Raw genomic sequence first — 12979 nt, forward strand, 5'->3', positions numbered from 1 at the left:
TCTCGCCTTAAGGCTCGCCTCTTGCGGAGCGGGGTATTTCAATTACAGGTTTAATTTACTACGCCGCAAGCGGCGGGGAATTAGACCCAAAGAGATTAAATAATATCACCCCCCATATCGAGTTGTTTTTTTGATGATTGGTGGAGAAACAGATGATGCTCCACCTTGTTGCTTCACCAACACTCTCGGTGATAATGACAATACACTCCGACAACTAATTGAACCCGTTTTGATTCTATATTTAATTTTTAAAATACTATCTATTAGAATAGCTGCTCGATCCAAACCTGAATTAAGAAATGAAAACACGCCTATCAAAGGATTAAAAACAAGAAGTCTATTTTTTGAAAGATCTTGAAAAATAGCAAAGCAAACACTGATCGTATTATCTTTACTATTTATTCTCATTACGAAACCTTTTTCGTGAGCAGGAAGTGCGACATTATCTAGAAGACTGGAAATAATGCTCTCACTCATACAATCTATCAGATCAGCACACTTAGGTGGGCTATCTGCGTCAAATTTATTGGCTTCGATATCTTTGATTAAATCCTTATTATTCGAGCCAAGGCTTTCTCTAATTAGATATTTTTTTTCTGTCATTAGAATTGCCATCCATTGGTTTATATAAAACAGCTGTTCTTTTTTATCTTGTTTGGTAAAATACTCTTTAAGTTCCATGCAATTATAATGTTCATTGTCTAAAATATTTGCCAACCAGATCATACAGAGCCCTATTTTTTTATAAAATAATCCACCTATTTCATAAGTCGCTGCATTGAACTCTTCTACTTTACTAATGCCATTCAAATTAAGAGTTTGGTAAGCATCACGCATATCCTTATCTATAGAATCCATTTCACTTTTCTCGCATTATCAAAAAAATGTTCGTTGAGAGTATGGCATCACCTATTGAAGAGAAGCCACTCACCACGTGATTTTCTGTGAACTCAGCTTCAAATTTCTCTGCTTGTTCTGAAAGCCTGCAGCAACTACATCACTGCCCGCTTGCAAGTGAAATTCATATTTCAACCAGTAACAATAATGGACAAGTCGTATTGATAATTCAGGATAATGGCCCGGGAATTCCAGTATCAGAATGGGGCAATATTCTAAAGCCGTTTACTCAATTAAATCGATCTCGTTCTGCAGCGGGGAATGACTTGGGACTGGCACTAGTCAAAGCAATTTGCGACCAGCATTCAGCAAAAATTACTTTGGGTGATGCCAAGCCTGGATTGATTGTCGGCATTAGTTTTCCAAACAATCGCTAACTCATCACGTCAAATACTGCATTGAGAGATAGTTCTTTAAACCATTCCTTTTACAGGTTTTCTTTCTGGTAGCAAGAAGCTGATTTCGCTCGCCCCAGATATAGCCCTTTCTCACTTGTCACAAACTGGTAGAATCCCCAACCTGAGTTTGTCTCTACTGCACAGAAATCCGCTGCAACCAGTGGTTTGGATCAAATAACCACCGGGCATTTCGTGATCTGCGTAGTATGTGATCAGTAGCAGGAATGTTCCTTTGCGCATAAACTCATTTTCGAATTTTCTTAAAAGATATTAACCAGGCACCACAACACTTATGAACTTCAACAAGATCCTGAAAAAGCTCAATGTCGCTTTCCGACTTAATCCACCTGCTATTGCCCAGCACATCGGCCGCGGCGGTATGCAAGTGTCATCTAGTTGGGTGCGTGCAGCATTGGGCGCCAAGGACAAGCCGGGCGCAAAGAAGATCAACATCGATCATTTGCGAGCGCTGCTGACCAGCTTGGCGCTGGATGGTGAAGACCATCAGCATATTCTGTCGATCCCCAGTGATGAGTGTGAACAATATCTGGATCAGTTAATCGAACAAAAACGAAATGAAAGAAATTCAGGTGGGGAGCTTTCGGCTGAAGCAACGCCAGCCACTGGTGAATAAAGTCTTCTTTCTATAAGAAGCCACCAGTAATCGAGGAATATTCCTCTTCAGGCTTGGCCTGAAAAACAAAGCTCCTTAGAATCAGCAACGCAAGAATAATCGGTAGCAAGAATAAGATGAGCGCAGATCCAACAACACATTTTGGTTATAAGACCGTCGCAACTGATGAAAAAGCTAGCAAAGTAGCTGAAGTCTTTCATTCGGTTGCTGCAAAATATGATGTGATGAACGACCTGATGTCGTTGGGTGTTCATCGTATTTGGAAAAAAATGACGATTGAATCTGCCGCAGTTCGCAGTGGCCAGCGTGTGCTGGACCTTGCGGGCGGTACCGGTGATTTAGCCGCTGCTTTTTCTCGTAAAGTGGGCGAAACCGGTCAGGTCGTTTTATCCGACATCAACGATTCAATGCTCAAAGTAGGTCGCAGCAAGCTGGCGGATATGGGCATTTTGGGCAATGTTGAATATGTTCAGGCTAACGCCGAATCACTGCCATTTCCCGATAACTACTTTGACTGCATCACAATTGCTTTTGGCCTGCGTAATGTCACTGACAAGCAAAAAGCACTGGAATCGATGGCTCGCGTACTTAAGCCGGGCGGACGCTTGCTGGTATTGGAATTCTCCAAGCCGGTGCATAAAAGCCTCTCCACACTTTACGATGTTTACTCATTCACTTTATTGCCGTTAATGGGCAAATTGATTGTGAATGACAGTGAGAGCTATAAGTATCTTGCCGAGTCAATCCGCATGCACCCTGACCAGGAAACACTCAAGGGCATGATGGAAACGGCCGGGCTGGATAACTGCAATTACACCAATATGACCGGTGGCATTGTTGCCCTGCATAAGGGTTTTAAATTCTAGAACAAACTAAAAATAAGCCAGGGCGGGAGCAAAAAGCTCCCGCAGCTTTCTTGCTGAGGCGAATATGACGTTTAAACCAGCACAACTGCCATTGCTGCAGTCACTACTGGATCAAACACTTGCTCGTGCTAATCAGCCAGATGCCTTGTTAGCACCTTTGGCTGGTCAATCGCTCGACCTTCTGATTAGCGCACCATCGGTTGCGCTGCGGCTTCACTTCGGCCATTCGACAATTAAACTAGCAATTCCTGACGAGCAACTGGTGGTTAATGCCACGTTAAGTGGCTCAGCACAGGCATTCGTGCGGGCATCACTCAGCGACGATCCAGCCAAGGCATTTTCGAATGGCGATCTAGAACTGACTGGTGATTCACGATTGGTTAGCCGCTTTAGCAAATTGCCTAAACAACTGAATATCGACTGGGAAGACTGGATTGCTCAGTTCACTGGCGATATTGCTGCTCGTTGGCTATTTTCTGGCAGCAGTAAATTGTTTGGCTGGCTCGGCCACAGCAAGCAAAGTTTAACCAGCAGCTTGGTAGAATATTTGCAAGAAGAAAGCCGTGATCTTCCTGCGGGCAATGAAATGCGTGATTTCTTTGCCCGAGTCGATGAAATCCGCGATGATGTGGAGCGCTCAGCGGCCAGAATGCAGTTGCTGCAACAGCAGGTCGCTCGCCTTAAAAATAATCAATCATCTATCGAACCCCATCAAACGCCCGGGAGTAATGGCGAGTGAAGCCCATTTACCAGCTGCTGAGACTATTTGCCATCAGCCGCACGTTAATTCGCCATCGTATTCATGAAATTCTTTTGGCTAATAGCAGCTTCAAACATTTTTTATGGCTGTTTTGGCTTTTACCTTGGCACTGGTTTCGTCATCCTAAGCAATCTCGTGGCAAACATATTCGTTTGGCACTGGAAGAATTAGGGCCGATCTTTATTAAATTTGGCCAGATATTATCGACTCGGCGTGATTTATTGCCGATCGATGTCGCCGAAGAATTGGCTCGTCTTCAAGACCAAGTGCCGCCATTTGATAAAGCACACTCTCGGCAGATTATCGAAAAAGCCATTGGCAAACCGATGGCCGAAGTGTTTAGTGACTTTATTGCCGAACCGCTCGGTTCTGCTTCGGTTGCTCAAGTACATGCGGCAACCTTGCACAACGGTGATGAAGTCGTCATAAAAGTGCTGCGTCCAGACATTCTGCCGGTGATCGAGCACGACTTGCAGCTGATGTATGCCTTTGCTTGGCTGGTCGAACGTTTCATTCCTGATGGCAAGCGTTTACGGCCACTGGAAGTGATTCGCGATTACGATAAAACGATTCACGATGAATTGGATTTACAGCGCGAAGCTGCCAATGCTTCACAAATGCGCCGCAATACCATCGATACCGGTTTGATTTATGTTCCCAAAGTTTATTGGGATTACTGCCATACCAATGTGATGGTAATGGAGCGAGTTTACGGCGTGGTGCCGGACAATATCGACAAGCTGCGTGACTTGGGCGTCGATATGAAAATCCTGTCTGAAAAAGCAGTTCAGGTGTTTTTTGGCCAGGTATTTCGCGACTGTTTCTTCCATGCCGATATGCACCCGGGCAATATTTTTGTTGATATTACCCACCCGGAAGATCCTACTTGGATCGCGATTGATTGCGGCATAGTCGGCACGCTGAATCAGCATGACCAGCGCTATTTAGCCGATAACTTTTTAGCCTTCTTCGATCGAGATTATCACCGGGTTGCCGAGCTACATGTTGAGTCTGGCTGGGTACCTCGCGATACTTCAGTGGAAGATTTTGAATCGGCCATTCGCACTGTTTGCGAACCGATTTTTGAACGGCCACTTAGCGAAATTTCTTTCGGTCACTTCTTGCTGCGACTGTTTCAAACTGCTCGCCGTTTCAATATGGAAGTGCAACCTCAATTGGTACTGCTGCAAAAAACCCTACTTAACGTGGAAGGCCTCGGCCGTCAGCTTTATCCAGAACTTGATTTATGGGCCACCGCCAAACCGTTTTTAAAGGATTGGATGAAAACCCAGGTTGGGCCAAAAGCCCTATGGAATGACGTTAAGAAAAACGCACCCTATTGGCTAGAAACCTTGCCAGAATTACCTCGTCTGATTCATGAAGGCTTGCAACAACAGCGAGATGGTCGAGAGCAGTCCCAGCAGCAAGCACAAATGCTGGCGCAAATTGCCCACAGCCAACGACAACAAGCTCGCAGCATTTGGTTTACTGCATTGGGCGCTTTGTTATTGGTGTTAGCGGGCATGCAAGTAGAAGATTTTAATCAGCTTTCATTGGCGACTGTATCCTCAAGCAGTTTGTTTTTATCTGGCTTAGGTAGCTTATCTCTGCTGCTGGCTTGGCCAAGAAAATTGGCAATAAAACAATAAATCACAAGCCTTTGTAAATATGATATTTTGCCCGCTCGATCGGCTTGCTAGAAAAGGTGTACAGGCAAATGCAAATTGAAAATGACCACTGGCTAGATCAGTTGAAGTGGAATGCTGATGGTTTGGTCGCAGCGATTGCCGTTGACCATAAAACCAACGAAATTCTGATGCAGGCTTGGGTTAATCGTCAGGCATTGCAACTTAGCGCAGAAGAAGGCCGAGCAGTTTATTGGTCACGTTCGCGTAATAAATTATGGCGTAAAGGTGAGTCTTCTGGTCACGTGCAAAAATTGCATGAAATCCGTCTCGACTGTGATGGTGATTCATTGCTCTATCGAGTTGAGCAGCTTGGAGATATTGCCTGTCACACTGGAAGACGTAGCTGTTTTTACAAACGGCTTGACCCCACCGGGTGGACAGATGCAGATCCGGTGCTAACTCCCCCCGAAGAGATATATCGAAACTAACCCTATTCGTGTTTTATGGGTGGTCTGAATCAGGCCCTCGGCTAAACTTCAGGAGCAATCATGAGCGACACATTAACCCGGCTGACCGAAATTTTGGCACAGCGCAGGCAGGCAGATCCCGAGTCATCTTACGTGGCTAGTCTGCACCACAAGGGTTTGAATAAAATCCTTGAAAAGGTTGGTGAAGAAGCTTTTGAAACCGTGATTGCGGCCAAAGATGGTGACACTGATCAAGTCATTTACGAGACAGCTGATCTGTGGTTTCATTCGATGGTCATGCTCAGTCACCTGGGGCTTGAGCCTCAACAGATTCTTAACGAACTAGATCGCCGCTTCGGTTTATCTGGACACGATGAGAAGGCTGCACGTAGCCAGGAGAAGTAATTTCGATGGAAGATTGTATTTTTTGCAAGATCATCAAGGGAGAAATCCCTTCAAGCAAAGTTTACGAAGACGACCAGATGCTGGCATTCAAAGACATTGCACCGAAAGCAGAAACTCATTTGCTGGTGATCCCCAAGAAACATCTAAAGAACTTTAACGAGTTGGCTGATGAGGAAGAAACCTTATTAACCGCTCATATGATGCAGAAAATTCCTTATATCGCTCGCTCCGCAGGACTGAGCGATTACCGCCTAGTAACCAATAATGGTGCCGGTGCCGGTCAAGTTGTTTTCCATCTTCATTTCCACATTCTTGGTGGCAGTTCGCTTCCGGGATTTTGAACCTAAAAGGGTAAGTTATGGGCATTAGTGTCTGGCAATTAGTCATCATTCTAATCATCGTGGTTCTGTTATTCGGTACCAAACGTTTACGTTCATTGGGCGGTGATTTAGGCGGCGCAATGAAAAGCTTCCGTACTGCTGTAAAAGATGAAGACGCCGAAAAAGCGCCTGCACCTTTGGAAGATACACGCGGTGAAGTTATCGATGGTGAGAAAGTCACTACCGAGAAAACCGAATCTCAAAATAAGAGCTAATCAACTATGTTTGATATCGGCTTTTGGGAGCTGGCACTACTGGGGATTATTTGTCTGCTTGTGGTGGGTCCTGAGCGGTTGCCTGCGTTTGCCCGGGCAGTTGGCAATGTGATCGGCAAGGTCAAACGTACGACTGGCGCGCTAAAAAGTGAGCTAGATCGTGAGCTGCGCAATGCCGAAGTCATGGCTAAAAGTAATGGTGTTGATGACATTCGCCAAATGATGGCTGATACCCAAAAAGATCTCGAAGAAGCAACTCGTCCGGTAAAACATTTTACCGACCAGGTTTCTGAACAATTTAGAGATCTGGATTCTGTACCAGAACAGCAGCATTCCGATCTGCAGAAAGCCGGTGCTGAACTGCGCAAGCAGTCTCAATCTGTAGAAACTCCGGATCACCTACCGGCCGCAGACAAAACAGACTCACGCCGTAATGACTGATAAACCAAAAGTCGACCACACCACTATGCCTTTGTTTAGCCATTTGGTTGAACTAAGAAGTCGCCTGCTTAAAGCGGTTATTGCGATTGTGCTGGTGTTTTCTTGCATGTTCTATTTCTCGCAAGACCTCTATTCCATGTTGGCGGAGCCTTTAACCCGTCACTTGCCTGAAGGCTCTAGTATGATTGCAACTCAGGTTGCATCGCCGTTTCTAGCGCCTTTCAAATTAACCCTAGTATTGTCGATCTTTATCGCCATTCCTTATCTGCTTTATCAGATGTGGTCTTTTGTGGCGCCGGGGTTATATGAGCATGAAAAGAAACTGGCATTTCCATTAGTAGTGCTATCCAGTTTTCTGTTTTATCTCGGCATCGCTTTTGCTTATTTCGTGGTTTTTCCACTGATATTTGGCTTTTTTACCGGCGTGGTGCCTGAAGGTGTAGAGGTGATGACCGATATCACCAGCTACCTAGATTTCGTACTCAAGCTGTTTTTTGCTTTTGGTATGGCGTTTGAAATTCCGATCGCAGCTATTTTGCTGATCTGGACTGGCGCTATGACCCCTAAACAGCTGGCTGAAAAACGTCCTTATGTGATTGTTGGCTCATTTGTTATCGGCATGCTGTTAACACCACCTGATATTATTTCCCAATCATTACTAGCGATTCCTATGTGGCTGTTATTTGAAATGGGATTAATCTTCGCTCGTGTGGTTAAACCAAAGTCTCGTTCAGCGGTCGATGCCGAAAAAGCAGCAGAACAAGAAGCTTTAACTGCTGATGGCAAGCCTCAAATCGGCCAGGATATTTCCCCCGATAAATAACAACTTATTACCTTGGGCCAGTCCGATGACTTTCTATCGGACTGGCTCACAGCTTGCGCTCTTGACGCTAGCTTTCCCTTTCTGAATAAGCTTTTCTTAACAGGCGCTGCTGCAAATGTGTCTGACTCAATTAGGAAATGCTTTATGAACAAGCCGCCATCAACCAATTCTGTAGATAAAATGTCTAGCCAGAAAATTCCCGGTCACTCTTTTCAGTCAGATAATCCTTACCAAGCACCAACCGCGCCATTAGATACCGTTGAAAGCAGCGGCATTCGTTATGCGGGTTTCTGGCGACGTTTTGTTGCAGCAGCCATTGATGGCTTATTAATGCTGCTGCTGCTAGCACCGCTTTCAATTACTATTGTTGGCCGACAAGAAGCTGAAATTGCTGCAATCAGTTTTAGTTTCAGCAGTATTTTGGTGGAATATTTACTGCCAATGGTCATCACCCTTTTGTTTTGGTTTTTCTATTCAGCTACTCCTGGAAAAATGCTGCTGGGCTTAAAAATCATCGATGCTCAACATGGCGGCAAAGCCAAACCATTTCAGCTGCTAATGCGCTATATCGGATATTTTCCATCGATGGTGGTGTTATTTATGGGCTTTATCTGGATTGCTATCGATGAGAAAAAACAAGGCTGGCACGACAAGGTTGCAGAAACGCTAGTGGTTAGAAAATAAGCTTTTACCAGCGATTCCCTTCTCTCTTATCCGCTTTGACAAAGGCAGTTCGCGCACACAATTAGAGCGTGTGGTATCACAACTTTAGCGGCTGTTAACGCAAACTGTGAGCTGCATCTAGTAGATCACTGGACGTAAACTGATAGTTTATTTATCAATTACTTATAATTAGTTATGCAGTAGATGTAGCAAATGGTCCAGTGTAGCCTGTTGAAAAAGTTGGCCAAAATACTTAGCCAAGCACGCCAAGAGCCAATTGAGCTCAGCTCCGGCATCATCAACCAAGGTGCAGGCTCTCAAACTCGGCAATTAATCGGTCATACCGGCAAGGGTCAGCTACGATTTTTGTTAAAAACCACCTGCATCGAAAAACAACCGATGTTGGTTGCTGAAGCGAATAATCTTCGCCAATTAAAACAAACCTCAACTATTCGAGTACCGGAAGTTATCTGGTGTGGCGAAGCCTCCAATGAAGCTGTTTTATTAGTGGAATGGCTTGATTTTCAATCGGCAGGTAACTGGCAGCAACTGGCAAAAAAAATCACTGAACTGCATCGATACCCGGTCGCAAATGATACATCTCAACAGCCAGCCTATGGTTGGGCTGATGATAATTATCTGGGTGAAAACCTACAGAAAAATGGTTTTAAAACTCGCTGGTGTGATTTTTTTGCTGAACAAAGAATCGGCGTTCAATTAGAGCAAGCTGCTAGAAATAATTTTGTATTAGGTTCGGTCAATTTACTCATCGATCAAGTTCGAAAAAAATTATCTGATCATCAACCAGATATTTCATTGGTTCATGGTGATTTCTGGAGTGGTAATGTCGGTTTTTGTCATAAATCTCCGGTGATTTATGACCCAGCTTGCTACTACGGTGACCGTGAAACAGACTTTGCAATGGCTAGTTTATTTGGTGGTTTTTCACCACAATTTTTCTCCTGCTGTCAGCAAGACTGGCCATTACCTGCCGGCTGGGAAAACCGCCGAGTAATCTACAACCTTTATCACCTGTTAAATCACCTCAATCTATTTGGTAGTCACTGGGAAGCAGATGTTCACAAAGCCTTGCAGCAATTACTGGCAACTACAGAAAGCGCCTGATACTTTATAAAAAAGATTTCGATCAGGCCAAAATAATGATCAAAAATAAACCGCTGTTGCTGCCTAGGATAACTGCTCTGCTATTCAGCAGTATCTGCCTTGCATTTGCTCCAGTTCAGGCTGAGCTAGTTACTCAGGCAGAACTCCGCCTGGCACATGAAACCGTTCCATTAAAAGATAACCTCGATCTGCAAATCGATCGTATTGGCTTTGAAATATATGGCGAACGGATTAAAGGTATTCAACTGGGTTTATCAGGCGGATGGCTGGATAGTTCGATTGATAACTTGCCCACCGTGGCAACTACCGAATTATCTGGCAAATATCTTGGTCTGAGATTAAACAATGTGCCAGCCAAAGCAGGTTGGGCAGCTCAATGGTCTGCTGATTATCTGTTTTATCAACTAGATAAAAAAATTGATCAACGAGAGATTGAATTGGATTGGAGCCAGATAAACCTGAATTTGGGTTATGGGTTTGCCGGTGAAGATTTTCGAATTGCTGCAGGTATTGAGGCGTTGGTGATTGATGGTGATCTGCAAGATAACAACGGGTTAAACCAAGGTATTCAACAAGATAAACCGATTGGCGGCTGGTTAGAGTTTGGTTTAAGAGCCGATCAACATGGCGATCTTTTGATCAAAATTTCAGCACCTCATCAGCAAATGATTCAACTTAGCTTCCGTAATAGCTTTTAAATCAACAAAAGCTAAACACCTAAATGAATAAGGTCTTCAGCGATAAATCGCCGAAGACCTTGCCGCAGGCTGATTTGCGGGTAATTCAGCTTACCTTGCGCTTACCGAAAGCGATAGGTTTCTTCATAAACTTCTTTGACACCGCGGCAAGAAAATTCCGCCGCCCAATCAGTTTTTTCTGTAACTGGGTTTCCAGTTTCAGCGCCGTATGATCATCGCTACTCCAGCTGGTGTGATATAGCTGCTTGGTACATGCCAGTGCATCGGGTGATGATTTGAGCAACTGCTCTGCTAACTGTTGGGCTCTGGCGAATGGGTCTGCAGTAACTTCAGTTAATAAATTCAGTTGCTTAGCTTTATCAGCCGGGATTAATTCAAAATTCATGGTAATCAATTTTGCCTGATCAATCGGCATTAATTCCCGCAAATAGATTGAAGCACCCATATCAGGAATCATTCCCCAGCGGCCTTCCAGCACAGAGAGCTGAGCATCTTCACTGGCAATACGGAAGTCACAACCCAAGGCAATCTGCAAACCACCGCCAAGGCATTTACCTTGAATCACACAAATCACCGGCACCGGTAGCTCCCGCCAACACCAACTTGCCTCTTGCACTAAATTGGTGAGTTGTTTGGCTGATTTCTTTAGATATTTACGAATGATAAACGGGTTCTTGGCAACACTGTCGATATCTAACCCAGCACAGAAGTGCTTACCTTCAGCATCCAAAATCACCACTTGAACGGTGCGATCTTTTTTGATCTGTTTTGCAGCGTTGATCAATGCCTGGAATGTTTGGTCATCTAGCCCATTGTACTTTTCAGGGCGACACAAGGTCACTCGAGCAACTCGGTTTTCAATTTGCAGCCTGACTCTGTCGGTCATGATTGTTGTTCCTGCAGCTAAGCGATTGCAAGATTATAACCAGATTATTTTATGTAGAAATGGCTCATTATCTACATTTTCACTGTCAATATTGCAGATTGATTGCTTAACTCATTCACATGATTGATCTTTATAAAACCAGTTGATGAAAATTATCTACTTTGATATCGATGAAACATTGATTACTGCTGATAACAGACTTAAATATTTATCTCAATTCCAAATGTTAAAAACTACTCCATGCCGCAGTTTATTTAATAAGCGACAATTTCATTTTTTACATTACCAACTTCATAGAGCTTTCTTTGAAGAATTTAATGATAAAAATCCACCAAATGCGATGTTGTGCCTAGCCACCAATGCAACATATCCTAAAGATGATATGCTTCATTTCTTTGCCCAGTGTTTCCCAGCAGCGGCGCATTTTTTCTATACAAAGATGATGTATCTATATTTATATAGTTTTTCTTCTGATGAAGATTCTGCTTTTACTATTATGAATCATTGCTTTCACGATACAACTTTTCCTCGTGAACAGCTGTTGCTTCCATTTGATAGCATTACTAAAACAGCTCGTATTTTGCAGCATTCACAAATCGCTCGAGCAGAATGTAAAGAAGAAGAAGTAGAGCTCTATTTAATTGACGATAATGTAAATACATTAAAAGCTGCTTATGATAAAAAAATAGTGTGCCTTAAATCTTCAATTGAGAATTATGAAGAAAATTTGATTGAGATAGGAAATCGTATCGGGTTAGATGTTAAAGAAAGAATATTAAAAAATAGTCTTGAGTCAACCGATAGCGCTAACCCTTCATAACCGCGCCACAAAATACCGTAGAATTTGCTGGCCAGCCAGCCCATTTTGATGATTGAGTAAAATCTCCTAATAAGTAAGCCATTGATGACATACTCCAAGGCATAATGAGTGGTTTCATTTCTGCAACATATCGAGTAGAAACAATATTTTTTTGTTTGTTAATTTTTTCAAAACTATATTCATTTTCCAGATCTGAACCAAAGCAAGCGTCAATCAACCGCAATACATCGGTAGCGGTTGATGCATCTAGGCCATTTTTACCAATGAGTGCAATATCGAAGGTAAACATAAATTTACCGCCCGGCTTTAATGATGCATAGATTGCAGCAATAATCTGCGGCAGCTGGCCAATAAAACGATGGCAACCAATACAACTAGCTAGATCATAGGTTTCTGCTGATAACTGAGGTAAAAACAAGTCTGTCGGTTGGCAGGTTATCCAGTCTTTCGCCAACGTAACTAATGAGAATGCTTGCGGTAATGGCAGTTGGTCTACTAGATATTGATCCACTAGGCAGGTCAACTTAGATGCGGTCATTCCCTGGAAATACCACGGGAAAAAGCTCAGGTCTGAGCCAAAATCTAATGCTTGGGGGAATCCATTTTCAAAGTCCCAGTCTTGTATATGCTGCTGCGCCTGTTGCAACACAAAGGGCAGCTCCCACTGTTTATTCCATTGCTGCAAATGGTCATATTTATAGCGAAATGGCAGTTTTTCTAATGCTTGAATCTGTTCTTCAAGAAACATTTCAGCATGAATGGTCAGCTCACCAAAATCGTCATGGAATACTAAGTTCTTATAGTTTTGCCATAGGGGAATGCCAGAAGGAAGTTGCGGAAACATTGCCATATCAAATATCAGTAATGATCAGT

18 protein-coding genes are annotated in these 12979 nt (G+C 43.5%); 15 read left to right on the forward strand and 3 right to left on the reverse strand.

The genetic code is table 11. The annotated features are described in order from the left end of the window. Nucleotides 1–105 precede the first annotated feature (105 nt). Nucleotides 106–858 (reverse strand): hypothetical protein, encoded by a 753-nt coding sequence (locus DC094_RS12550; protein ID WP_116687463.1) that lies wholly within the window; start codon nt 856–858, stop codon nt 106–108. Between the two features lie 86 nt (nt 859–944). Here DC094_RS12550 and DC094_RS12555 point away from each other — a divergent pair, with 86 nt between their 5' ends. The 14 genes from DC094_RS12555 (at nt 945) to DC094_RS12620 (ending at nt 10400) form a co-directional block, all read left to right on the forward strand. Then, entirely contained in the window at nt 945–1274 is a 330-nt protein-coding gene (locus DC094_RS12555; protein ID WP_116687464.1) for a sensor histidine kinase, read from the forward strand. Between the two features lie 313 nt (nt 1275–1587). Continuing rightward, nucleotides 1588–1929: a DUF1456 family protein gene (locus DC094_RS12560; protein WP_116687465.1), complete on the forward strand. Its 342-nt coding sequence runs from the start codon at nt 1588–1590 to the stop codon at nt 1927–1929. Between the two features lie 116 nt (nt 1930–2045). Beyond that, entirely contained in the window at nt 2046–2795 is a 750-nt protein-coding gene (gene ubiE / locus DC094_RS12565) for a bifunctional demethylmenaquinone methyltransferase/2-methoxy-6-polyprenyl-1,4-benzoquinol methylase UbiE (RefSeq protein WP_116687466.1), read from the forward strand. Between the two features lie 64 nt (nt 2796–2859). Beyond that, entirely contained in the window at nt 2860–3534 is a 675-nt protein-coding gene (locus tag DC094_RS12570; RefSeq protein WP_116687467.1) for a ubiquinone biosynthesis accessory factor UbiJ, read from the forward strand. After that, complete coding sequence (gene ubiB, locus DC094_RS12575) at nt 3531–5204, forward strand: ubiquinone biosynthesis regulatory protein kinase UbiB (RefSeq protein WP_116687468.1); 1674 nt, start codon at nt 3531–3533, stop codon at nt 5202–5204. The genes DC094_RS12570 and ubiB overlap by 4 nt, the downstream gene beginning before the upstream one ends. Before the next feature lie 68 nt (nt 5205–5272). Continuing rightward, complete coding sequence (gene hisI / locus DC094_RS12580; protein ID WP_116687469.1) at nt 5273–5671, forward strand: phosphoribosyl-AMP cyclohydrolase; 399 nt, start codon at nt 5273–5275, stop codon at nt 5669–5671. 60 nt (nt 5672–5731) lie between these two features. Further along, the gene (locus DC094_RS12585; RefSeq protein ID WP_116687470.1) at nt 5732–6055 is read left to right on the forward strand and encodes a phosphoribosyl-ATP diphosphatase; all 324 of its coding nucleotides are present in this window, start codon (nt 5732–5734) and stop codon (nt 6053–6055) included. A gap of 5 nt (nt 6056–6060) precedes the next feature. Further along, nucleotides 6061–6396, forward strand: coding sequence for a histidine triad nucleotide-binding protein (locus DC094_RS12590; RefSeq protein WP_116687471.1), 336 nt, complete (start codon nt 6061–6063; stop codon nt 6394–6396). 17 nt (nt 6397–6413) lie between these two features. Continuing rightward, complete coding sequence (gene tatA, locus DC094_RS12595; RefSeq protein ID WP_116687472.1) at nt 6414–6650, forward strand: twin-arginine translocase TatA/TatE family subunit; 237 nt, start codon at nt 6414–6416, stop codon at nt 6648–6650. Between the two features lie 6 nt (nt 6651–6656). Continuing rightward, entirely contained in the window at nt 6657–7091 is a 435-nt protein-coding gene (gene tatB, locus DC094_RS12600; protein ID WP_116687473.1) for a Sec-independent protein translocase protein TatB, read from the forward strand. Beyond that, complete coding sequence (tatC, locus tag DC094_RS12605) at nt 7084–7914, forward strand: twin-arginine translocase subunit TatC (protein ID WP_116687474.1); 831 nt, start codon at nt 7084–7086, stop codon at nt 7912–7914. The genes tatB and tatC overlap by 8 nt, the downstream gene beginning before the upstream one ends. Before the next feature lie 144 nt (nt 7915–8058). Then, the gene (locus tag DC094_RS12610) at nt 8059–8598 is read left to right on the forward strand and encodes an RDD family protein (RefSeq protein WP_116687475.1); all 540 of its coding nucleotides are present in this window, start codon (nt 8059–8061) and stop codon (nt 8596–8598) included. Between the two features lie 210 nt (nt 8599–8808). Continuing rightward, on the forward strand, nt 8809–9702 hold the full coding sequence (locus DC094_RS12615) for a fructosamine kinase family protein (RefSeq protein ID WP_158527316.1): 894 nt from the start codon (nt 8809–8811) through the stop codon (nt 9700–9702). Nucleotides 9703–9737: 35 nt separating this feature from the next. After that, the gene (locus tag DC094_RS12620; RefSeq protein WP_116687477.1) at nt 9738–10400 is read left to right on the forward strand and encodes a hypothetical protein; all 663 of its coding nucleotides are present in this window, start codon (nt 9738–9740) and stop codon (nt 10398–10400) included. Between the two features lie 85 nt (nt 10401–10485). On the opposite strand, the gene DC094_RS12625 is transcribed toward DC094_RS12620, so the two are convergent. Continuing rightward, on the reverse strand, nt 10486–11286 hold the full coding sequence (locus DC094_RS12625; RefSeq protein ID WP_116687478.1) for a crotonase/enoyl-CoA hydratase family protein: 801 nt from the start codon (nt 11284–11286) through the stop codon (nt 10486–10488). A gap of 145 nt (nt 11287–11431) precedes the next feature. Here DC094_RS12625 and DC094_RS12630 point away from each other — a divergent pair, with 145 nt between their 5' ends. Further along, nucleotides 11432–12106, forward strand: a complete 675-nt coding sequence (locus DC094_RS12630) for a hypothetical protein (RefSeq protein WP_116687479.1) — start codon at nt 11432–11434, stop codon at nt 12104–12106. Here the strand turns inward: DC094_RS12630 and DC094_RS12635 are convergent. After that, nucleotides 12093–12956: a class I SAM-dependent methyltransferase gene (locus tag DC094_RS12635; RefSeq protein WP_116687480.1), complete on the reverse strand. Its 864-nt coding sequence runs from the start codon at nt 12954–12956 to the stop codon at nt 12093–12095. The genes DC094_RS12630 and DC094_RS12635 overlap by 14 nt on opposite strands. Between the last annotated feature and the right edge of the window lie 23 nt (nt 12957–12979).

This window comes from Pelagibaculum spongiae (assembly GCF_003097315.1).
Lineage (GTDB): Bacteria > Pseudomonadota > Gammaproteobacteria > Enterobacterales > Pelagibaculaceae > Pelagibaculum > Pelagibaculum spongiae.